Annotated in this window: 22 protein-coding genes; 8 read left to right on the top strand and 14 right to left on the bottom strand. The window is 40.1% G+C overall.

Annotated features, from left to right (window positions below):
* Nucleotides 1-59 precede the first annotated feature (59 nt).
* Complete coding sequence (gene meaB / locus LEPBI_RS17530) at nucleotides 60-1,175, top strand: methylmalonyl Co-A mutase-associated GTPase MeaB (protein ID WP_012476567.1); 1,116 nt, start codon at nucleotides 60-62, stop codon at nucleotides 1,173-1,175.
* Between the two features lie 326 nt (nucleotides 1,176-1,501).
* Here the strand turns inward: meaB and LEPBI_RS17520 are convergent, their stop codons facing one another.
* From LEPBI_RS17520 to LEPBI_RS17500, 5 genes are all read right to left on the bottom strand, one after another.
* A complete protein-coding gene (locus LEPBI_RS17520; protein WP_012476565.1) occupies nucleotides 1,502-2,158 on the bottom strand; it encodes a response regulator transcription factor in 657 nt (218 codons plus the stop codon).
* Entirely contained in the window at nucleotides 2,155-3,399 is a 1,245-nt protein-coding gene (locus LEPBI_RS17515) for a sensor histidine kinase (protein WP_012476564.1), read from the bottom strand. The genes LEPBI_RS17520 and LEPBI_RS17515 overlap by 4 nt, the downstream gene beginning before the upstream one ends.
* 48 nt (nucleotides 3,400-3,447) lie before the next feature.
* The gene (locus LEPBI_RS17510; RefSeq protein ID WP_012476563.1) at nucleotides 3,448-3,810 is read right to left on the bottom strand and encodes a PilZ domain-containing protein; all 363 of its coding nucleotides are present in this window, start codon (nucleotides 3,808-3,810) and stop codon (nucleotides 3,448-3,450) included.
* Nucleotides 3,811-3,891: 81 nt separating this feature from the next.
* Nucleotides 3,892-7,095 carry an efflux RND transporter permease subunit gene (locus LEPBI_RS17505; RefSeq protein WP_012476562.1) on the bottom strand — a complete coding sequence of 1,068 codons (3,204 nt, stop codon included), beginning with the start codon at nucleotides 7,093-7,095 and terminating at the stop codon, nucleotides 3,892-3,894.
* Nucleotides 7,096-7,107: 12 nt separating this feature from the next.
* Nucleotides 7,108-8,970: a hypothetical protein gene (locus LEPBI_RS17500; protein WP_041770241.1), complete on the bottom strand. Its 1,863-nt coding sequence runs from the start codon at nucleotides 8,968-8,970 to the stop codon at nucleotides 7,108-7,110.
* Between the two features lie 123 nt (nucleotides 8,971-9,093).
* Here LEPBI_RS17500 and LEPBI_RS17495 point away from each other — a divergent pair, with 123 nt between their 5' ends.
* From LEPBI_RS17495 to LEPBI_RS17485, 3 genes are read left to right on the top strand one after another with little or no spacing between them, the layout of a single operon-like run.
* Complete coding sequence (locus LEPBI_RS17495; protein ID WP_012476822.1) at nucleotides 9,094-9,753, top strand: MotA/TolQ/ExbB proton channel family protein; 660 nt, start codon at nucleotides 9,094-9,096, stop codon at nucleotides 9,751-9,753.
* Between the two features lie 11 nt (nucleotides 9,754-9,764).
* Nucleotides 9,765-10,406, top strand: a complete 642-nt coding sequence (locus LEPBI_RS17490) for an energy transducer TonB (protein WP_012476559.1) — start codon at nucleotides 9,765-9,767, stop codon at nucleotides 10,404-10,406.
* A gap of 1 nt (nucleotide 10,407) precedes the next feature.
* Complete coding sequence (locus LEPBI_RS17485; RefSeq protein WP_012476558.1) at nucleotides 10,408-12,819, top strand: fibronectin type III domain-containing protein; 2,412 nt, start codon at nucleotides 10,408-10,410, stop codon at nucleotides 12,817-12,819.
* A gap of 76 nt (nucleotides 12,820-12,895) precedes the next feature.
* On the opposite strand, the gene LEPBI_RS19495 is transcribed toward LEPBI_RS17485, so the two are convergent.
* Genes LEPBI_RS19495 through LEPBI_RS17470 form a run of 3 tightly spaced genes read right to left on the bottom strand, consistent with a single transcriptional unit; the run spans nucleotide 12,896 to nucleotide 14,935 of the window.
* Nucleotides 12,896-13,159, bottom strand: a complete 264-nt coding sequence (locus LEPBI_RS19495) for an LA_0364 family Cys-rich lipoprotein (RefSeq protein ID WP_012476557.1) — start codon at nucleotides 13,157-13,159, stop codon at nucleotides 12,896-12,898.
* The gene (locus LEPBI_RS17475) at nucleotides 13,156-14,568 is read right to left on the bottom strand and encodes a UTP--glucose-1-phosphate uridylyltransferase (protein ID WP_012476556.1); all 1,413 of its coding nucleotides are present in this window, start codon (nucleotides 14,566-14,568) and stop codon (nucleotides 13,156-13,158) included. The genes LEPBI_RS19495 and LEPBI_RS17475 overlap by 4 nt, the downstream gene beginning before the upstream one ends.
* A gap of 1 nt (nucleotide 14,569) precedes the next feature.
* Nucleotides 14,570-14,935 carry a hypothetical protein gene (locus tag LEPBI_RS17470; protein WP_012476555.1) on the bottom strand — a complete coding sequence of 122 codons (366 nt, stop codon included), beginning with the start codon at nucleotides 14,933-14,935 and terminating at the stop codon, nucleotides 14,570-14,572.
* Nucleotides 14,936-15,047: 112 nt separating this feature from the next.
* Here LEPBI_RS17470 and LEPBI_RS17465 point away from each other — a divergent pair, with 112 nt between their 5' ends.
* Nucleotides 15,048-15,941, top strand: coding sequence for an esterase/lipase family protein (locus LEPBI_RS17465; RefSeq protein WP_012476554.1), 894 nt, complete (start codon nucleotides 15,048-15,050; stop codon nucleotides 15,939-15,941).
* Between the two features lie 55 nt (nucleotides 15,942-15,996).
* On the opposite strand, the gene LEPBI_RS17460 is transcribed toward LEPBI_RS17465, so the two are convergent.
* The 3 genes from LEPBI_RS17460 to LEPBI_RS17450 all read right to left on the bottom strand — a co-directional run bounded on the left by LEPBI_RS17460 (nucleotide 15,997) and on the right by LEPBI_RS17450 (nucleotide 18,164).
* The gene (locus LEPBI_RS17460; protein ID WP_012476553.1) at nucleotides 15,997-16,440 is read right to left on the bottom strand and encodes a four-helix bundle copper-binding protein; all 444 of its coding nucleotides are present in this window, start codon (nucleotides 16,438-16,440) and stop codon (nucleotides 15,997-15,999) included.
* A gap of 75 nt (nucleotides 16,441-16,515) precedes the next feature.
* Complete coding sequence (locus LEPBI_RS17455; protein WP_012476552.1) at nucleotides 16,516-16,893, bottom strand: hypothetical protein; 378 nt, start codon at nucleotides 16,891-16,893, stop codon at nucleotides 16,516-16,518.
* A gap of 47 nt (nucleotides 16,894-16,940) precedes the next feature.
* Nucleotides 16,941-18,164 carry a TraB/GumN family protein gene (locus LEPBI_RS17450; RefSeq protein WP_012476551.1) on the bottom strand — a complete coding sequence of 408 codons (1,224 nt, stop codon included), beginning with the start codon at nucleotides 18,162-18,164 and terminating at the stop codon, nucleotides 16,941-16,943.
* Between the two features lie 60 nt (nucleotides 18,165-18,224).
* Here LEPBI_RS17450 and LEPBI_RS17445 point away from each other — a divergent pair, with 60 nt between their 5' ends.
* Genes LEPBI_RS17445 through LEPBI_RS17435 form a run of 3 tightly spaced genes read left to right on the top strand, consistent with a single transcriptional unit; the run spans nucleotide 18,225 to nucleotide 20,155 of the window.
* Complete coding sequence (locus LEPBI_RS17445) at nucleotides 18,225-18,728, top strand: chemotaxis protein CheD (RefSeq protein ID WP_012476550.1); 504 nt, start codon at nucleotides 18,225-18,227, stop codon at nucleotides 18,726-18,728.
* 5 nt (nucleotides 18,729-18,733) lie between these two features.
* Nucleotides 18,734-19,588, top strand: coding sequence for an HDOD domain-containing protein (locus tag LEPBI_RS17440; protein WP_012476549.1), 855 nt, complete (start codon nucleotides 18,734-18,736; stop codon nucleotides 19,586-19,588).
* Between the two features lie 21 nt (nucleotides 19,589-19,609).
* Nucleotides 19,610-20,155, top strand: coding sequence for a shikimate kinase (locus tag LEPBI_RS17435; RefSeq protein WP_012476548.1), 546 nt, complete (start codon nucleotides 19,610-19,612; stop codon nucleotides 20,153-20,155).
* Nucleotides 20,156-20,308: 153 nt separating this feature from the next.
* Here the strand turns inward: LEPBI_RS17435 and LEPBI_RS17430 are convergent, their stop codons facing one another.
* The 3 genes from LEPBI_RS17430 to LEPBI_RS17420 form a co-directional block, all read right to left on the bottom strand.
* Nucleotides 20,309-20,713 (bottom strand): helix-turn-helix domain-containing protein, encoded by a 405-nt coding sequence (locus tag LEPBI_RS17430; RefSeq protein WP_012476547.1) that lies wholly within the window; start codon nucleotides 20,711-20,713, stop codon nucleotides 20,309-20,311.
* Complete coding sequence (locus LEPBI_RS17425) at nucleotides 20,714-21,013, bottom strand: type II toxin-antitoxin system HigB family toxin (RefSeq protein ID WP_012476546.1); 300 nt, start codon at nucleotides 21,011-21,013, stop codon at nucleotides 20,714-20,716.
* A gap of 317 nt (nucleotides 21,014-21,330) precedes the next feature.
* A complete protein-coding gene (locus tag LEPBI_RS17420) occupies nucleotides 21,331-22,278 on the bottom strand; it encodes a TPM domain-containing protein (RefSeq protein WP_226992971.1) in 948 nt (315 codons plus the stop codon).
* Nucleotides 22,279-22,312 lie beyond the last annotated feature (34 nt).

Below are 22,312 nucleotides of genomic sequence, written 5' to 3'. Positions count from 1 at the left end.
TTCACTCTTTTTCCTGACACTTCGGCAAAAACCAACGAATTTCATACCGCAGAACCAAAATGGAACCACCAAACAAGGAAGACCAAACGGAAAAGGATCAGGACAAAAGGACCGAAACCAAATCAGCCCTTTCGGTAAATCCTGGTGTGGCCGATGCTCCCGCCATCTCCCCTTATATCCGTGACCAAAGGAAATCCCTTTCCAAAAAGGAAGTGCCAGCTGAGTCCTTAGCAGAAGGGATCCTTTCTGGAAACCGCACCGCACTCTCCAAAGCCATCACCTTGGTAGAAAGTAATTTAGAAGCACATAACGACAAAGCCCAAGCCATTTTGGAACTTGTGATGCCAAAGGTTGGGAACTCCATCCGCATCGGGATTACAGGTGTTCCAGGGGTAGGGAAATCCACTTTTATCGAAAGTTTTGGAAGTTTCATTTTAGAACAGAATCGAAAACTTGCCGTTCTCGCCATTGATCCGAGTAGCCAAAGGACAAGGGGTTCCATCCTCGGGGACAAAACAAGGATGGAAATTTTATCCAAATCAGAAAATGCCTTCATTCGACCATCACCTAGCAGTGGTTCGCTTGGTGGCGTGGCACGTAAAACTCGGGAGAGTATGTATCTTTGTGAAGCGGCAGGATTTGATACCATCATCATTGAAACCGTGGGTGTGGGACAATCAGAAACCCAAGTCCATTCTATGGTGGACTTCTTTTTGTTACTCATGCTTGCGGGTGCTGGAGACGAACTCCAAGGGATCAAACGAGGCATCATGGAGATGGCAGACCTAATTGCCATCAATAAAGCCGATGGACCAAACGAAGCGTATGCGACTCGAGCAAGAGCCGAATACGAATCAGCCCTCCATCTTTTCCCTGCCCCCGAATCCAAATGGACACCAAGGGCCACCACTTGCAGTGGACTTGGTGGCAAAGGGATCGACGAAATTTGGAATCTGGTTTTGGATTATATCACTACTACGAATACAAACGGATATTATGCGAAAAATAGAGAGGACCAAACCAAAACATGGTTTGAAGAAACCTTAAGGGAAGCAGTTCTCGAACAGTTTTTTTCTACCGAAGGGAAAATGGAAGCCATCCAAAATTCAGAATCAAAACTGATGTCTGGAAAATCCACTCTCTTAAAAGAAATCAAATCCCTTCTGGGGAAATAAAAAAACACCACCGTGTTTTTGACACGATGGTGCGCGTAAAGGTTGTCATTCATTTAAAGGAAAATTCTATGGGATTTTCGGATCACCGATGGAAAACATTCCAAACGTATCAGGTTTGGGACTAGTGTTTGAAGTTGAGTAAAAATAAAACCAAACAATACACTCCTAACCAAAAGAGTATCCGTAAGCCATTCCCAAGATAGGGATTCAATTGGTCTTTTGGACTTGTTTCTTTCTTTTGCAATTCCAATGGAAGGAAAGTATACGGTATTTTTTCGGCTTCGTCTATCTACCAAATGGTATAAAATCATCCATTCCTGTTTGATTCAAAAGATACCAAACAGACGAGCCTTTTTTAACATTTGGACTCTTGTATTGACTTGGAGTTTTTTATAGATCGTTTTGATTTGTTGCCTGACAGTTCCAATAGTTGTCCCAAAGAGCTGGGCAATTTGTTGGGGCGAATCCCCTTCGATGATGAGTTCTAATATTTGCCTTTCTCTGGGAGACAAAATCTCCAAACCTGTTTGGTTTTTGGGCGGGAACGTTGGTTTTGGATTCAATTCTGGTTTTCGAAAGGCTAATAAAACCTTGGTTGCGATGGAGGGAGAGATCACACTGCCACCCTCGACAATGGTTTGAATTGTTTCCCAGAGAGAGTCCAATTCCGATTTCCAAATATAACCTGAGGCTCCGTATTTGATGGCGGAAAAGATAACATCATCTGTTTGCAGGGAAGAGATCACGATGCTTTTTCTAGAATCGATTGTATGGTATTTTTTTAAAACGTCTATCCCACTCTCTCCAGGCAAACCAATATCAAGGATCAATAGTTGTAATTCTTCCTTGGGAGGATTCGAATAAAAATCCTCAGCTGAATTCCAAGTGGAGATCGAAACGGATTCCTTTGGTTTCAATACTTCCAGCAAAGAATTCAAATAATCCAAGTTATCTTCGATGATGCCAATCAAGATGGAGTTCATAGATCAAATAAAGAGATTGGCAATTGTATTTTGATTTGGTAGGGAGATGATAGAATCTCCAAATTCCCTTGTAAGAATTGAATCCTTTGTTGGATTCCTTTTTCCCCGAGTCCAATTTCTGTAAATTGAGTCATATTCTTTTCCTTTTCTATTTCGATTGGGTTCGAAGGATTTGCTTCTATCGTTTCTGGATAAAAATTGATATGGATTTGTTCGGTATTTAAACAAACTTCGCAGATCGTTTTTCCCATTCCATGCCTTAAGTCATTTGTTGTGATCTCTTTTAATATTTGTAATAGATGATGCGCCGACTCTGGTTCTTTGATTTGGATGAGTGTATTTTCATCAATCGAATCTTGTTTGATCAAAATTTCTCGACCTAACATTTTGTATCTTTTTTTAACCAAAAGATGGATCCCATCAATCAGGGATTCTTGTAAAATCTCTCTTTGGTCTTCTTCTTGCACCTGGCTCCTTAATGATTGTAAGGCGAAACTGGAGAGTTCTTTTAATTTTTGGATTGGAACCGATGAGTTAGAGTTTGGATCTTCATCCATGGATTGGCATAATAAATATAGATCTGTGAGTTTGGATCCTAAACTGTCATGGATGTCTTGGAAAAAAGTCCTACGTTTTTCTTCGAGTAACATCCCGCGATAGGCGGCAATGTAACGTGTTTGGAACCACCAATGATTTAGAAAAAAAGCCACCATAAACAAGGGGACAGTTGTTGACATTTCTCTCCATGTTTCAATCGGAATGGAACCTTCATTTTTCAACTGAACACGAACCAAATAAACAAAAAATACAATTGTCCATTCTAAGATAAATTGCCAAAGAAGTCCTGGATAAAAAAAGCAGGATGTACCGATGAGTGCAATGATCGTGAGCCAATTCCTTGGATCAAAATATGGAATCGCTGGATCATGGAATCCTGTTTCAATTTCGATAATGACAAGGACAAAAAAAGCCAATCGAACCATTCTTGATGTTTTTTGGGTTACTTCTTTGTATAAAAAAGAAAAACTGACCAATCCCAAACTAATCACAAGTTGGACAAACGAAAGGTAACAATTGGTTGGATCTTCTTTCCCCCATTCTAAATAAACACTATGTGCATAGGCAAGAGTGTAAGCAAACCCCAATAAATAAAGTTTATTTAGAATTTCAGAATATACGGCGACGAGTGAAATCGGATCATAATCCTTCCCCATCAGTTTATGAAACTTTCTTTTGATCATAACATGACCATCTTTTTATGATCTGGTAAGTGGGATTTGCTCGTGATTTTATATTTCCAATTGTTTGATATGTTTGAGTAAAAGATTTTTATCGTCCTCAAAAAGTTGGTTAAATTCTAAGCCGACTTCATAAAAGGCACCTTCTCCAAACTCTTCCAAACGAACCACTTTTGCCTTTGGATACAATACGTACTTCACATCAGGGAACCTGAGTTCCAATTCGAGCCTTGTTCCGAGTGGCATAGGTTCCTTTGTACGAAAAAGAAGACCACCTTCCGAGATGTCTTGCGAATCCCCTTCGCCTTTGTCGCTAGGAAGGTACTGTGCCGAGGCTGCACCCGATTGGATCACACGGTATGTGAGATGGACTTTTTCAGAGATACGTTTGAAAATGCGGCGTTCGCTAGACATGATTGCTAGAGAACACCAAATTCAAAGTTTGGGCAAGTTTAAAATCGAAAACACAATGCCCATCCAAAGGAAAGATGAAGATTACCCCTCCAAATCCTCCGGTTTGATCTCATACTCTGGTCGGAAGGCGCCTTCAATTTTTTCACGAAGCCTGTCAATGTATCCAAAAACAGCCGGAACCACAATGAGAGTGATGAGAGTGGAAAGGATAAGTCCCCCAATGATGGCAATCCCCATCGCTGTTCTTGATTTCGACGCTTCCCCAATTCCTAGTGCGATGGGCAATGTCCCCGCAATCATGGCAAGTGATGTCATAAGTATCGGCCGGAGTCGTTTGGCTCCAGCGTCAAAGATGGCTTCATCTCTTGACATACCATGTTCTTTCATCGCAAGCATGGCATGGTCTACGAGTAAAATCGAGTTTTTAGCAACGAGGCCCATGAGGAGGATGAGTCCAATCATACTGAACAAATTCAACATCTCCCCTGTTAATGCGAGGGCAAAAAAAGCACCCGAAATCGCAGGTGGAATGGCAAATAAAATCGTAATCGGTGTGATGAACGATTCATAAAGAGAAGCTAACACAAGATAAATGAAGATCAATGCCATTCCAAAGGCAAGGACTATGTTTTGTAATAACTCTTTAAAGTCCTCTGATTGACCAACAAAGGAATACGTGATCCCAGGTGGTGGTGGCAATTTATCTTTGAGGATTTTCACAGCCGATTCTGAGGCGGAAGCAATGGCTCCTCCAGGTGCAAGGTTTGCATTGATGGGAACCACTCGAGAGCGGTCTTCACGGATGATCCTGGCAGGGGAGGAACTTTCCTTTCCAACAGCAATTGCATTTAAGGGGATCAGTTTGTTTTGGATATTGGGAACTCTTGTTTCATAAAATGACTTACGTAAGTTTCGTTGGTCTTCTCGGAGGCGGAGTCTCACATCATATTCAATTCCGTTTTCCAAATACTTGGCCACTTCCCCACCTTCAATGTGGTAACGAAGTTCGGCCCCCATGACTCCCGCAACCACACCTACAGTTTGCATTTTGGCACGGTCAGGAACCACTTGGAATTCTGGTTTTCCTGTTCTGTAGGTTGTATCCACATCGGTCAGGTCAGGAATTTTTCGGAGTTCTTCCATGACTTTAAAAGAATATGTTTCCAAATCTTTTAAGTTTTCCCCTTTAAGGTTTAGGTTAAAAGGGTATTGCACTCCACCACCGATCGCCGAATAGTCATTCACCTTTGGCCTTGCTTGTGGGTAGGCTTTCAGAACATCACGGATTTGGTCTTTCACATCGCCTGTGGTACGTTTTCGATACTCAGATGGAAGCAGAGCCACTCCAATGGTTGCGATGTTTGACTCACCATCATTATTCCCAACGACTGTTGCGAGGAGTTCTAACTCAGGGACATTTTTTATGATTTCATTTTGGATCTGTTCCACCATTTCGGAGGTCCCATGCAATGAAGTCCCTGGTGCCATTTCCACATTCACCATAAATTCCCCTTGGTCATTGGCAGGGAGAAAGGTTTTTTTCACAAATGCCAATGAGAAGATACTAGTGATTAGGGTTAAAAAAGTAAGCAAGATGATTGCCCATGGTTTTTTTAGGGCAAACTTCATAATGATACCGTACATTCTGTCCAAAAAATCCTGGAACTTATCAAAATTTCGGAGGACTATATTTTTTTCTTTGTGGATGTCATTTTTTCCTGCAAAATAGGCAGATAACATTGGTGCAACGGTGAGACCATCAAAAAGAGAGATGATCATCGCAAACACAACGGTGAGCCCAAATTGTTTAAAGAACTGACCCACAATCCCCGATAAAAATCCAATCGGTAAAAATACAGCAATCACGGTGAGGGAAGTTCCAATCACAGCAAGAGTGACTTCTTCTGTTCCCTTCCTTGCGGCCACAATCACCGACTCCCCTTCTTCCAGTTTACGAAAGATATTTTCTCGGACCACAATGGCATCATCCACAAGGAGACCCACTGCCAAAGAAAGCGCAAGTAGAGTCATCACGTTCATGGTAAATCCCATGGCATACATAATGATAAAGGCACCTAACATGGAGTTGGGGAGAGCCATTCCTGTAATCAAAGTGGAACGGACATTGCCAAGGAATAAATACACCACAAGCACCGCAAGGAAGATCCCGAGAATGATCGCGATGGTTACGTCTTCAATGTTTGCTCGAATCCATTTGGATCCATCTCGGATGAGGATGACTTTGGGAGCCCCTTTATAGTCTTTGATTTGGTCGTTGATGGTATCAATTTTGGAAAGGATCCCGTCGGCCACCTCAACGGTGTTTGCTCCCGATTGTTTGTAAACATCTAAGAAAAGTGCCTTTTTTTGCACTCTTTCCTTTTTAGGTGCATCGTATTTGAATAATAATTTTCCGATGATGGAGGGTTCTTCGTGTTCTTCTGTTTTGATCGGAGCATACAACAAACCAAGTGTTTGGCGGTCTTGTAAGGTGTCTTTCACTAACCCTAAGTCTTTGACAAGCACTCCCCTTCCAAACTCTCCCCCAAAGGACACAACAGTGTTTTCGATTTGGGATAAGGATTCATACTTTGCAACGGTTCGAAACGAAGTTTCTTTATCCCCCCCTTCTACTTTCCCTGCAGGAATATTCACACCTGAGTTTTTGATTTGGTTACCGATCGCCAGGGCAGGAACTTGGTAGGCATTGATTTTATTTCGATCCAGTTCAATGTGGATTTCACGGCGAGACCCACCTATGATTTTCACAGCTCCCACATTGTTCACTTGTTCCAATTTGGTTTTGATTTTTTCTTTGGCTAAATCGTAGAGTTCCCCTTCTGGTAAGTCCGCAAATAATGAAATCCGCATGATGGGTTGGTCAGATGGATCAAACCGTTGCACAAGTGGTTCTTTGGATGATTCAGGAAAGAGGGGTTTGACCCTTGCCGTTTTGTCCCGTACTTGTTGTTCGGCATATTTGATATCAGTCGTCAAACTGAACTCAGCAAATACAAGGGAGATACCTTCCTGGTTTCTTGAGGTGATCCTTTTGAGTCCTGAAATGGAACTGAGTTCCTCTTCCAATGGTTTGGAAATGGAAGTTTCAATTTCTTCGGGACCTGCTCCCGGGTAGACTGTGGACACCACAACGAAGGGAATGTTGATGTCGGGGAATAAATCCACACCAATCCGTTTTAAGGAAATGTATCCTGTGATCACCATGATGATCACAAGGGAAGAAATGAAAATGGGTCGTTTGATCGAAAAAGAAGCGATACTCATGAATGTTTGTCTCTATTTGATGAGTTTGTATTCCTGTAAACAAGCAATACCAGTACTCTCTCTGTAAGTAGACAGCAATGTTGACTTACTGTTCAACATTTTTGTTCGATTTTCAAATTTTTCTTCAACAAAAGGTTCAGGGCAAACATCACTCAATAAAAGAACAGAATCAAAGTTTGTCCAATCTTTCCATCGGTATTTGTTGTCATTTCGTACCATCCCTTGTTTGTAGGTGCGAAGTTTCATCGCGAGATCAAAATCAGATGCTAAAACTCTTCCTTTGGTTTCGTATTTTTCCTGAAAATGGAAGGCATTGATGAGAATGTATTTTTTTTCGGGGGCAATGTGTTCTGCAATCTCCCTCGCTGGTTGGAAGTCGCCCGCATTCATCCCACGGTAACAAAACATTTTGGAATCATAAAACTTTCCTGATAAAATCCCTTGTTCATACATCGAATTATAAAACACAAATACGGTTGTAAGAACGATTACGAATACCGAAGTGAGTTTTTGGACTTTGTTTTCTGCAAGTTGAGTGAGCCGTAAAATCCATAAAAATCCAACAAGACCAATGGACGGGATGAATTGTAATACATGGCGTGGTTGTTTATTCCCCGTTGTGAGTTCTAAAATCAGAAGTTCCAAAAATAAAATGAAAGTTCCCGCCACAAGTGGGTCTTTGATTTTATTCCAAATGGATTCTTTTGTGCGCACAAAAAAGTATAACAAGGACAATGCGGAAAATAAAACTAAGGTGCGAAATCCCCATATGAAATCAAACACACCGGGAACAGATGGGTCCTTTCCTGGTTCAGTCCAAAGAGTGAGGAAAAAACTTCTGGTGTAGGCATTCACAATCATCTGGGCATCGATGAGGGCGTTCACTCGATCAGGGTTTAAAAATAACCATAAAAACGCTGGGGAAATGGCATAGGCCCAAAGCACAACTGCGGTTTTTGGGAATATTTTTTTTAAGGCATCTCGGTTTCTAAAAAAATAAATGGAAAGGTCAACAAACAACACCAAGGTGATTCCAAACATAAACTGTTTGAAACTCTTTTGATTTAAATTAATTTTTGTGACAACACGGAGCACTGGCAGCGAAAATACCATGAGCACAACAAACACAAGATACAGGAGTCGGATTCCTTTCGCATAATGTTTGAGTAGATACAACAAAACTTCTTTATATTTCCCAGGGGAACGAATGAGTTCATAAGCAAAACATGCCATGAAAAACAAAATTCCATAGGGATACTTTGTGAAATAAAAACCAAATAAGGAAAAAAATACCATCCATTTGGTCGTTCCATCAATCTCTTGTTCACGATTGTCTCTGTCATACAAACGATAAATTGTATAAATGGAGAGTAAAAGGAAAAACATGGATTGGGTTTCTAACATGGAAGAGAGAGAATACGCTGGCACTTCCACGGTTTGAATGGTTAAGATAAATACTAAGCTAGAAAATAAACCCGACCAAAAAACAGATTTGGTCATACGAAAGGATGTATAAACCAAACTTGGGTAAACCAAAATTAAAAAGAACAAACCCAAAAAGGAATCTCTATACGTTTCCAAAGTATCAATCGGCAAATACAATGTAACAAACGTTAAAATGGATCGTAGTGGTGGCCAAGTAGGGCTTTCTAAAAATGGCATCACTCCGTAAAACCAATTCCCGTTTCGAAAATCCACATACTGATCGAGGACTTGGTTTAGTCGTATATTTTCATCCCAAGACAAAAAGTCCTTGTTCGGACAAATTTGGAGAAAGGTCTCCCAAGATTTTGTAGCATAGAACACGACGAGAAAAACGCCGAAACCAAAAAAAAGAACCCCAAAACTGTTCAGAAGAATGTTTTTTGCCTTCATACCAATCCTTGGAATCATTCTTTCTTTGAGGTGGACTTGGGATCAACCGAAGTTCTTTTTCTGCAAATTTTCTCTTTGATTGTAGTCCCAGGGATTGGATTCTGTCCGTTAGAAGGTTCCAAAATGCAAGAATTCGTAGACATTGGGGAAAAAATCATCTTCCTCGTTATGTTACTCGCGAGCATCCTCGCCATTGCTGTATTCATCGAAAGGTTGATTGTCTATAAACGCAATTTTAACAAAGAATCAGAATCGTTACTTGATTCACTCACCCTCCTCATCCGCCACCGAGATCTAAAAGGCACTGAGAAATTACTCGAAAGCCATCCTATGGAAAATTCTTACACTCGTTTCATTCATTTTGTATTAGAGCGTGAAAAGGAAAACCACAAGGGTTTATCTGAGCTCATGGAAGGGAAAATTCTAAAAGAAAAACTCAGTTTAGAAGAACGCCTTCCCATCTTGAATACACTCGGGAACAACACTCCGTTTATTGGACTTTTGGGAACAGTTCTTGGGGTCATCAAAGCATTTTATGGTTTGGGGACATTAGGGAACTCTGGAGCTGAAGTGGTGATGCGAAGTATCTCGACTGCACTCCTTGCGACAGCTGCAGGCCTTGCTGTGGCGATCCCTGTGGTAATGGCAAATAACTACTTCACACGTAAAATGAAACTAGTGATTGGGCAATTGGAAATCCTTTCCAAAGAAATCCATGCAAGTTTTATCACGAGTGGGAAACACAACCAATCGTCTAGCTCCACACCTAATATACACCATTAAACATTAGTTTTATGAAGTCATTTACATTGTTCTTACAATACAAACTCAGACGGTTCGGGCTCTTCCGGGCCAGTCTTTTTGCTTCTGTGAGTTTGCATGTATTCTGTTATTTGGTTTACTTTATCCTTACGTTACCAAGTGAGGCGGCGTTCCAAGAAACTTCGATGGAAGATGTAGATGTTTCCTTCGAAGAAATTCCACCAGAACTCATTGGTGGGACATCAAGCCCAGCACCTGTTGAAAAACAAGAATGGGTGGAAGGTTCAAACAAAGATGCGGAAGACCAACCCGATAATTCTGATATCAATCCAAACCAACTTTCAGGGAATGGAACTGATAAAGACGGCTATCTATTTTCTTATAACGGCGACAAACCACCAACTCCGATCATTGACTTCGATTTAAAAGCCTATTTCCCAGAAGCGGCGAAAGCCGCAAACATCAGTCAAAAAACGGTAGTGGTCTCAGTGCAAGTAGACGAACAAGGTGTACTCCAAAGCGTGAGAGTTGTTTCTGGACGGGCTGGGTATGGGTTTGATGAAGCTGCGATCAGGATCATCCAAAGAGCAAGATTCACACCCGGATATGATAAGGGAAAACCAACTCGAATGTCTCATCGATTGCCGATAAGTTTTGATTTAGAAGAGGATTAAGATGTTTCAGAATACAAAACAAAAGATTGCTCTTGGGACTTTCTTCGTGATGGTGAGTCTCATCATCGTTGGCTTCCAATCAAAACCAATCACTGGGAAAACGGAAACAAAATCCTCGTTGAAAAAACCAGGCCTAACCCCAGATCCTTTTGCACTTTACCAAAGTATCCCACCCTACGCCTCAGAACTAACAAGTTCCGATTTACCATCAACTCTTGATTTGAGTTCCGATTTTCCAACTCCCATCGACCAAGGGAGTGGGAAAGACAATGTCGGATACACGGTTGGGTATGGACTCATTTCCTATTTAGAAGCACAGAAAAAAGGGATTCGAAACTTATCTTCCATCGGCCCAAGTTCCGCGAATGGACAAAAACTTCTCTACTCCGCCAATTTCATTTACAACCAATTGAATAGTGGAAAAGACCAAGCCGTTTCTCTACTTGATGCCTTGGTACTCGCTACCAGTCGTGGTTCGGTTCCCATCGAACAAATGAACGAAGGGAACACAAGTTTACGAGCAAGGCCCAAAGCCAATATTGTAGAATTGGGTAGAAAAGTTAGACTCAACCGAATTTACAAAATTGAACCTCATGATCTAAACTCCGTCAAACTCGCGTTAACAGAAAAAAAACCAGTGTTAATCGGTTATTTGGTTTATGAAAACTTTTTAAATCCAAAACCAGATGTGGTCTTCCAACAAGGGAGTGGTGAGGTGTTAGGCGCCCAATCACTTGTAGTTCTTGGATTTAATGATAAAAAGAAAGCATTTAAAGTATGGAATACTTGGGGAACACAATGGGGAGACCAAGGGTATCTTTGGATTTCTTACGAAAGTTTTCCAAAACATACAAAATCAATTTATGTGGCCGATTCAGCCGAAGAAAACCAATTGTTATCGGAATCAAAATTGATGAGCCACTTGGATTCTTTAGAATTTGGTGAACACAATTTGTTCCCACCAAAAGAGGTATATGCCTCCAGAGGAGACTTTTCAGATCGAATTCGGATTTCTTGGTCGAGCGAAAAACGAGCCATTGGATACGAAGTGTATCGAAAACGAAAAATTGACACCAAATACCAACTTGTTGGACTTTCCAAACAACCTTACTTCGATGATTTTGGTGTTCAAAAAAACACCGCCTATCATTACCGAGTGGCAAGTTTAGATGAAAATTATCTTTCAAAACCATCTATAGACTCAAACGATGGTTATGCGTCAGAACCAACAAAAACGGCAGGTATTTTACCTGTCACCAATTTACGAGCTTCCGTCGCCCCAACAAATGATCGGATTGTATTGGAATGGGACAATCAATCCATCCCCACTACCTACATTGTATACAAATGGAATGCAATGGCACGGATCTTTCGGTTTTTAGGTAAAACTGAAAAAAATACCTACACCGACCTAAAGGCAAGTCGCAACGGAGACAATGAAATTTACCAAGTGGTTCCCGAACGAAACCAATTAGAAGGGGAAGCAAGTTTTTATGTTTCGGCCCATTTAGACCCTTCTGAAGTTTTAAAACCAAGACCACAACATTTTACAGCTTCAAAAGGATTGTATCCTGGAGTTACCGTCTTACAATGGGAAGGTTCTCCGAGTGCCCTTGCCTATCATATCTTTCGAAAAACAAGTGGTACATGGAAACGAATTGCCAAAACAACTGAATTACAATTCAAAGAGGAAGACCCTTCTGGGAAGGAATCGTTTTATGCGGTCACATCTGAATTTGAAGGAGAAATGTTTAGCCTACCATCGGAACCTGATGTTGGATATGCTTCTCTTATTGCGGGCAGGTCACTGAGCCTTAAGGCGCCAAATCTAACCGTCACTGAAAACCGGAAGTCGGGTGAATTTTGGTTTAGTTGGAATGCCATACCAAAGGTAACTTCCTATAAAATTCTCATGAGAAAAAAGAATGAAGAAGAATGGAGTTTGGTGAAAGAAACTTCCGATACCAATTTTAAATTACAAAACTTAGCCAAAAACCAGTTTTACTTTTTTGTGATCCAATCGGTTCAAAAAGGGATTGGGGAAAGTTTATATTCGGTTCCTGTTACGGCTGTTTTATCCGAGACCATACAAGATGTTAAAAAAGTAAAAACTTTTGGTGAATCCGCCATACAGAAGTTTATCGGACCTTGGACGGCTATGTATTGGGATGGCAAAAACAAAGTGAAACCTGTTCGATTGACCATTGAAGCGGAAGATGTCGAAGGCAACATCATAATGAAATGGAATGAAAATCAAATCTTTCGTGGGAAAAACATCGTGGATTCTGATTTGATCGAAGAAAAAGGGAAATGGAAAATCAAACTCTCTCCAAATTACGAATCCCTGTCTGGCGAATTTGAAGACAAAGGATTGGTACCTGAAAAAAGCCAACTTTCCTTCATTCGAGAATGAAACATTCGCAAGTCATGCGATATTTTGCTTTAATTCCCAGTCGGCGAACAAATGTAGGAAAGATTAAAACTTCAAATTAAAAGATAGTTCCACTTTCACAATTTTTCCGGCATACGTTTTCCAATCCGATACAACTCCCCACAATTGCCGCCAAATCAGTGTTACTGTACTCTGAAGCCCCGGTGGAAATTCGATAAAAGGCATCGTTACGCAAAAAACAGGCACCTTCAATGGTAGAACATTTGTTCCGTTCGTAACAGGCAGATCGAAACGAAAACGGAGCTCCACAACTACAAAATAGAAAAATAGTTATGAAAATAGAATGAACAAACCCTTTCATAAGGTAATGGTTTGATTTTCAAAATCCGTTTTGTTTAATGAAGATAGTTTTTTGAGTGTCCCCGATGTGTTTTGGAATTTCACTTTTCCTTTGATGGTCACAGGAACATCAAATAAAACCTCTCCCTCAACCACCAATTCTTCACAATATAACAAGGATGGTAAAGAAACAAAGAGTGCATCAAATTGTTGGATTTTTTTATAATGTTTTTCATCCAAAGAGACAAGCACTTCGCCAAGGCCTTTTTCTTTTCGTTCTTTGGCCATGGTCAATGAAAAATCTTCATTTAATACATACGCATCGGAGCGCCTGATCAAATAATCTTCGGTTTTTTTCACAGGTGCAAATCGATCTCTTGGTATGATGATCCCTTTGAATTTGGAAAAATTCCCGACGGCGCTTCCCATGGCTGTTTCCAATTGAATGATGTCTTTTCCATCTACTTGTTTTGGATTGACGATAAGAGAAAGGGAAAAGTTACCTTGGTTAAATCTTTCCTTTAAAGCACGTAAGTTGATCCAAAGATTGTTTGTAGAAAACGTTCTAAATTTTCCGAGTCCACTAAATTCATGTTCATATTCTTTCGGTACTTGTGCCGTTTCCAAAAGTTCATATTGAGTCATCTTACCGCCAACTAACTTACGGTAGATGGCGCCACCTTTTTTATCAGCTAACGTTTTTGGTGTCATCTCCATTGCAAAATGGATGTTTTCCTTGAGTAAATAAGAAACTATTTGTGGGTCAACAGTTGCCCCTAAATTATCACCATTGGAAAGAAATGCAATTTCAAAACCTTTGTTCAAAAGTTCATCCAAAATCCCTTCTTCCATCATCGTAAAATAAATATCACCATGACCAGGAGGGCACCAGTTATCTTTTTCTACCTTGGATTGAATGGGTGCGTAGGTTTTTGCATCCAACCTTGGTACTTTGTGTTGCAAAAAACTGGAACGTAATGTTTGTTTGAAGCCATTTAGTTTTAATTCTTTTTGTGAATCTTCTTGGGTATTGTATGAATCCATAAAAAGAAGGGGCACTTCAATACCAAACTTGGTTCGTAAGAATTCAATTTGTTTGGACATTACCGAAAGAAAGGACAATGTACCTTTGATCGGGATGAGAGACTTTGCTTTGTCGAGGCCCATGCTCGTCCCAAGCCCACCATTCAGTTTGATGACTACAAGTTTGGAAAGGAGAGCCCGATCAAGAGGATAAGAACTATGGATTTCTTCTAAAGAAATTTCGTCGGCATTTGGGTCCAAATCTCCCACTTCCTCCCAACGAACCATGCCCGTTTCTCCATTCCGAACGGCATCTACCTTTTGAATAAAATCAGCAATGAACGAGTCCGAAAGTCCGGCCGTTTTCATGGTTTCGCGAATCAATTGGTCTGAGGTTTCTTTCTCCATTTCATTTCCCTTCATGTGGTTCCCCGAGTTCAATCCGGTGGGGTTCTTCGGAAATTCCCGGATTCCAGAAAAAAAAGACATGGATGTTGCGACCTTCTTCTTTAGGAACGGCCGTTGTCCCTTTTCTCTCATACTTTGGCATAAAAACTTCAAAATTGTACACCCAATACTTCCCTTTTTTGCGAGAAATCTGTCGGATTCCTTGGTTCAGCGGGTCCTTTCGGAGGAGTTTCCCATAAGGAAGTGGGTATTTTGTCTCCCAAATTTGTGGGAGTAATTTGGCGGCTTCCTCATAATTGCCAGGGCTTGCCCAAATGACGGACGGTAGAACCAAAATAGAAAAAATGACACGTACCAAATGGAACATAGCTTACTAAAAGGCAATCCTAAGTGGGTACGGTTATCGGTCAATTCAGGAATTCTTCCCATGAGATCGATTTTCATAGACAAGAATTGTGTCAGATTGAATCATTTAATTCATGTTTCGATTCATTGAATATCTGGAACGATTTTGGGCTTTAGTGTCATTTTACCTCCCTAGTCATTTATCGATTGAAAACAACAAAGATAAAAACATCCTCATTGTCCCTGGGTTTAAGGCTGGTCGTTTTTATTATGCAAGGTTAAAATCTAATTTAGACAATTTAGGATTCAAAGTGGGGATTTTGTCCACATTAAGAAATCCTACATCTTTGGAAGAAGCAGTACAATACCTTGCCAAACAAATTTTAACGGCACCTAACGAAGTCACGTTGATTGCTCATAACACGGGTGGACTTTTGGTTTTAATTTTGCCTGACGAAGCAAGAAGAAAGGTAAAACGTCTCATCACTTTAGGAACACCTTTCCATGGTTCCGATCGTTTTACAAACACCAGATATTCATATTGGGGATTTGAGTCCGATTGGGTAAAAACCAATTATAAAAACGCTTTATTTTTTCCATTGTTCCAACCGCTTTCGGCAATCGAAGACTTTAGTTTCCCACCCCAAGAAAGTACAGAGTTTGGTCAAGGGCGGGATCTTTGGTTTGATATTCCTGGAAATTATAACCTGGTGAGACGAACAGAAAACATTAGGACATTACGTGAATTTTTAGGTACTCCCAAAGACAATGTGAATCTCACACCAAGTCCCAAGGCAAATCCTGAGTTTGCCGTCCCTAAAAAAATAGAAGTGGATTTTTCTAAATATGAACCAGCAGTTTATAAAAAGAACCAAATCAAATTAACAAAAACAAAATCATCACCTAAAAAAGCTAAGGCGAAACCGAAAGCGAGTCCCAAACCAAAAACCACAACTAAGCCGGTCACTCAATCTAAGGTGATTTCAAAACCGAAAGCCAAAAAGAAAACAACCAAACGAAACAAATAAAAAAAGCTGTCCACCAAACGATGGACAGCTTCCTAAACTTCAAAGCAGTCTAGATTTAAACTTTTTTCAACTCTTTTGCACAAGCAAGGCAACTATCACGGCATTCTTTACAGACTGCATGATGGTTTGCATGTTTGTCACATTCTTTGGCACAAGCCTCACAAACTTCCACACAAAGGTTTGCTAGTTTTTTTGTAAACGATGAGTTTTGGCTCGCAAGTTTCACAAACGAGTCACAAAGGCTAATCACTTCTCGTGTGGAAGCGGCACATGCAGCCATCGCTTTATCACCTTTACCAAGTTCGGTGATGCAATGACTGAGGCATACTTCAGCAGACAATTGGCAATGGATGGCAGCCATCATCGCTTTTGCATACTTGGATTTCCCAGCCGTTGGCATCGCAGTTGAATGGTCATGGTCTTCTGCAGAAAGTGTCGATAAAATTCCAGAAACAGCCACTGCCATCCCTGCTTTTTGTAATAATTCTTTGCGATTCATATAATAGTCCTTTTGTTATAATTAATTTGAAATTCGAAACAAACAAAATGCACCTACAAACGAGGTGTGTCATTTTCAAATCAAAAGACGGATGGTTCGTGTGGGGAAATAAGACGAGTTAGGTTGTTTGGTTTTTGGGAACGAAATTTGTTTGGAATCGTAGGGAGAGAGGGAGAATGGATCTGAACGAAGATGGTTCCAAATCACAACGGTTTCCAGTGGTTTTCCGAGAGAAGGAGATGAGTCTGCTACGGTTTGGAGAGATTGAAAGACAATGGGACAATCACAACTGTCTTTTTCAGTAGAGTCATCTGCTGCCGTTTGGTGGCAAGGAGGGACCGAAGACGTATTCACAAAGGAATCTGCAGAAATACATACCCCAAAGAGAGACGACTTACATCCCAAATACAAGAGAAACAGTAGAATGAATCCAAAACTTGCCTGACGTTTCATGCTGGTTTCCTAAATATTAGACGAATCCTTGTTCACATTCTATCCATTTAAAACAAATTCCGCAAGCCTTTTCCTGCTACGATGAAGGTCCCGATCGTAGATCCGAATTGTGGTAAGAAAAAAACCAAAAAGATATGAAGGACTCGGTTTTTCCAAAATCCAACAAATGTTTCCGAGTCTTCTGCAATCCTTTCAAAATCTTCCACCAATGGTTTTCGTAGATAGGATTCTGAGAGGGCACTCACCCAACCTGCTTTGAAGATAGGTACGAAGGTTCCGATGGGTGCCGTGATAAACGCAAGGATGATGGAAATGGGATGGGCCCAAGCAATCAGAGCTCCAAGGGCCGCAAGTCCCCCTTTGATGTAAATGAGTTTGGAAAATAGTTCCATCCCTGCTTCTCCGCCTTGGCTCCAAGTAGTGTAACCAATGAGGCCTGCAAAAAATACAGGATACAAAATCAAACTGAAACTATCCCAAAGGTTCCGTCTCGGAACTTCGTCTAACAGAGACAAGTCGTTTTGTAGATCAATATTCCTTTCAATCCCTGCAAGATGCCCTGCTCCCACAACAGCGACTACTTTTTTTACCTTTCGATCCAAAGTGGCCTGTCTGATTTTTTCGGCTAGGTATATGTCCCTTTCGTCGATGATGACATTTTTCACGGATTCATATTTTTTAGGAATTTGAGAGAATAAATCTTTTAAGATATCATCCGATTTCATCTCTTCAATTTTTTCGTCCGAAACATCTTCTTTCACGAGTAAGGACGCAAGGAGTGCACTGAAAAGATACATCTTAGAAAAAAAACCAACATTACCCCAAGAACGTTTGAGAGTGGTTTGGATTTCTCGATCAACAGCAAGAACCGGTTTTTTCAAAGTCCTCCCAAGAGTGATGGCTTTTCGCATCTCATCTCCTGGTTTTATGTCCTGGTTCCCCATTTTTTTTTGGAAAGAGGAAAGGATGAGACTTGATAAAAGTAACCACATCTTTCTTTCTTTGAATACTTTAAAGATATCTAATTTTTTAAGATAGTCAGGGTCTTCCACTGACTTCATCCGTGATTCACATAACTCAACACAAATGACATCTGGTTTGATGCTTTGGATCATTTTTTCAACTTCTTCCACACTTTGTTTGGAAATATGGGCAGTTCCTAAAATATGGACTTCTGTTTTGTCAATGGTTTTAAACAGGTAAGGTTCTTTGGTTTTGAAACCTTTTTTGGTAGATTTTCTAGTTGGAGTAGTTTTTTTGATTGAACGCATAAGGAGAAGTGACTATCTATTATACCTAAATAACGGTTCCTCACTCTAGAAACAAGTAGAATGTCTATAAAATCCAAAATCATCAATGTGGGAATCGCTGACATTAAGGTCGGGAAAGATACGGATATTCTCCGGACTACATTGGGTTCCTGTATTGGAATCGTATTGTATGACCCAGACCAAAAAATCGGCGCCATCTCACACATCATGCTCGCAAAAGATCCTACAGGAAAAGACATGAGTAAGTTCCCTCATAAATATGGCGAAACAGCTCTCCCGATCCTCATTGATATGATGAAAAAAGAAGGATCCAATATTGGACAGTATTCCTGTCGAATCTTTGGTGGTGCTTCTATGTTCAAAGGGATCAATTCTCAATTTTTACAGAATATTGGGGAACAAAACATTCTCGTCGTCAGAAAGTTTATGGAAGAAAAAAAAATCCCCATCATCGTTGAAGATGTATCGGGAAACGAAGGAAGGACGATTAGTCTTTATTGTGAAGACGGTCGTCTTTTGCTAAAAAAAGCTGGTATGGAAAAATACCTGTATAAGGTGCGTTAGGCGATATGCTAAAATCAAAAGTTGATGAAGTATTACAAGACGTAAACAAATTACCGGCCATTTCATCGGTTGTATCCAAAGTTTTGGAAAAATTACAAAAACCAGATGTAGAAATTGCAGACTTAGCTCAGGAAATTTCGAAAGACCCTGCCATCACTGCGAACGTCATCAAACTCTCTAATTCTGCTTATTACCGTGCCTCAAAACCCATTCGTACTGTCCAAGAAGCACTGATGACACTCGGGATCAAAACCGTAAAAGAAATTGTCCTCCTCACGGCAGCGAAAGGAATTCTTGCCCAAGACCTCAATAGTTACCAATTAGAAGCTGCACAATTGTGGACGTCATCATTACTAGTGGCCGAACTTTCGAGTAAAATCGTACAACACAAAAAGTTAAAAATTGATAAAGACTTAGCATTTACTTCAGGTCTTCTCTGTAGTGTTGGAAAGATTGTCCTTGCTCAGTTTTTTAGCCCTGTGATGATGCAAATCAAAACAGACTTAAAAGACAACCAAGAACCATTCTCCACTCTAGAGAAAAAATACTTTGGCTACACGCATATGGAAGTTTCGGAAAACCTTTTAAAACGATGGAACTTCCCTCCAGAACTCACTGATGTCGTGGCAAATTACCTCACACCTGAAACATCGAAAGTCAATCCTCTACTCACGTCTGTTGTTCACCTTGCAAGTATCCTCATCGTTGTATCTGGGATTGGAATTGATATCGGTGGTGAATCGGTTCCCATTTCACCGTTTGCACTCAGCCAAACAGGTGTTACTGATGCAGATATTGAAACTTATTTTGTCCATATCCCAGATTTGCAAGCAGGCCTTGCTGATTTGTTGAATGTATAAACTCAATTTCGGGTCCAAACTATGATGAACATCATCTTGATTGGCGCCAGGGGAGCGGGAAAATCAAAGGTTTCCCGTTCTCTTTCCAAACAATCAGAAATCCCTGTTGTTTCCACAGATTCCGTTGCCGTATATGAAACAGGCGGGATACCCATCCCCAAATTTGTGGAAAACAATGGTTGGAAGGCCTTTCGAGAATTAGAATATTCTATTTTGCAAAAACTTCAAAATGCGAACGGAATCATTTTGGATTGTGGTGGTGGGATTTTATTTGATTTGGATGAATCTGGAAACGAAGTTTTAAGCGAACGGAAATTAGACCTCTTACGAAAAATAGGCCGGATTGTTTACTTAGAACGAGGCATCGAAGAACTTGTGGAAAAAGTAAAGGGTGACAAAACAAGACCCGACCTTTCTAAAATCACGACTTACAGAAGTATTTTAGAAAAACGACTTCCCGTGTACCAAGAAGCGGCACATTTCAAACTGAATCTAACAAAACTTTCCAAAGAAGAAGCGGCCGAAAAGATTCTCGATTGGATTGGGATCAAATCCAAATCAATTTAGAGATTCGTTGTCGGTTCATCGAATTTCGTTTCTCACTACTAAGTTTTTTTAGCCATAGAGTTTTGCTTGAGTTTTAGGCAATCATAAGCTTACCAAAGTTCCCCGAAGCGTAGCAGTAAGTTGTTGTTATGTGCAGTAGTTCTTGTAAAGAAATTAGGCCACGGTTGGCGTTCTTTTTCTTCCTGTCTTTGAAGATTTGATTTTATATTCTTTTACAAGAATGTCAGTAGGAATTCCCAAGTTTTGATTTATTTTTCTAATCATTTCTAAAGTGAGCTTTCTTTTACGACTTAGGATTTCTGTGGCACGACTTCGCCCGCCGATTAAATTTCCTAAATCAACACTTTTCATATTCCTATCATCCATGACCGATTTTAAAGCTTCAATTGGATCTGGATCGTCTATAGGATAGTGTTTAGTTTCGTAAGCATCGACTAAGGTAATTAAAATATCTAATCTGTCGTATTCAGTTGTATTTTTCCTAGCATCCCAGAGTTTTTCTATCTCAGAAAGTGCTTCTAAATGATCTTTTTTATTTTTAATAGGTTTAATGTTCATTTAAATCACCTCAGCATCGATTTTATCATATTGTTCGTGAGTTCCTATAAACCTTATAAATACAGTTTGTAGATTGTAATGAATTTTCACAATTAGCCTGTATTTGTTTCCATGAATATTGAAAATGATTCTATTATCCTTAAGGAAACTAGCATTTCTGTATTTTTCTTTAATATCGGAAGGTGATTTCCAGAAAGCTTTCGAAGTCTCTTTAAACCAAACTTCGATCGGAATTTTAGAATCAGAGTATTTAGGTATAGAGTAGAAATCTCTCAATATTTTTCTTGAAATAACCCTCACAAGCCAATAGGTACATGTTCCCGAATTGGTAACAACAACTTTTTATGTTCTTTTAGCTAGCACGGACGATCGAAATTTATTAAAATAGAAGCGCCCTAAAATTTTCGCATAACTTACATTTAAAACAAAATCGTTTAAAATCATTTGTTAAAAATTTTACTGACTTTAGCTGTCTCTCTAAGTCATTACAAATGCTATTTCTTTGCCTTTTGGAAAACCAATTTGATTTCCAGATTCCAAAATTGTTCGCATTCTGATCGGTTCACTTTCTGTTAGTTTGAATTTCTACCTTAGGTCTTCGTCCCCCCATCTGCCCATCACCAACTGCCACTAGCACCACCTCCCCCAAAACTCCCTCCTCCTCCGCTAAAACTTCCACTAGACCCACCAGAAGAACCACTCCCCCCACTGCTTGAGAAGCCACCAGAGGAAAACATCACATTGTCCGTTACTTTTGTTGCCATTTTTTTCACCCAACTCACTCTATTTCTTGTTAGGCGAACAAAAGAAAAACCGAGGATGTAAACCAAATTACAACCTAACCAAGCGTAATAGCCAAAAAACATGGTGGGCAACCATTGGAAAAACACCAAAACAAATACAAACATCCCAATGCCTGTGTCTTCATAGTGAAAGGATGTGATCACCGCAAATATAAAGAGAACGGAAACAAATAAGATTCCCACGGGGTATAAAAACCAATTGCCTTTGAAATCAACACCTCGAAACGATTGAAAGTTTTCGAATAAGGAAGGTTCTTCTGGCGTGTTTCCCAGGTATGCAGTTGTGAGTAACTCATCCAATCCTAAACGAATTCCTTTTGCATAATCTCCTTTACGAAACTGAGGAATGAATTTGTCTCGGATGATTCGTTTGCAATAAACATCCGTTAGGACTCCTTCCAAACCATAACCCACTTCAATGCGAACCTTTTTATCTTCTGTTGCAAGTAAAATGAGAACTCCGTTATCAACCCCCTTTTGTCCCAGTTTCCAATTTTCGGAGACTTTTAAACTGTATTCTTCTAATATTTCACCATCTAACGAACGTACGACGAGTATTGCAAATTGGTTAGAAGTTTTTTCTTCGTGTTCCTTTAAAATGTTCTCCAAAAGCTCTGCTTCTTCCTTTGGAATTGTTCCTTCTTCCCAGGTGACTCGCCTTTCCAAGTTCGGGATTTCTTTTGCAAATAGTCCAAAGGGGAAAAAACCTAAAAACAAAAGGGCAAAGATCCCACTGCGGAGTCTTGAAAATATAAAATTCATCGCCATAGGGTAGTTGACAAAAACAAAAAATCAA

The sequence above is a fragment of the Leptospira biflexa serovar Patoc strain 'Patoc 1 (Paris)' genome (assembly GCF_000017685.1).
GTDB classification, from domain to species: Bacteria; Spirochaetota; Leptospiria; order Leptospirales; family Leptospiraceae; genus Leptospira_A; species Leptospira_A biflexa.
This window is presented reverse-complemented; position numbering and strand designations above follow the sequence as displayed.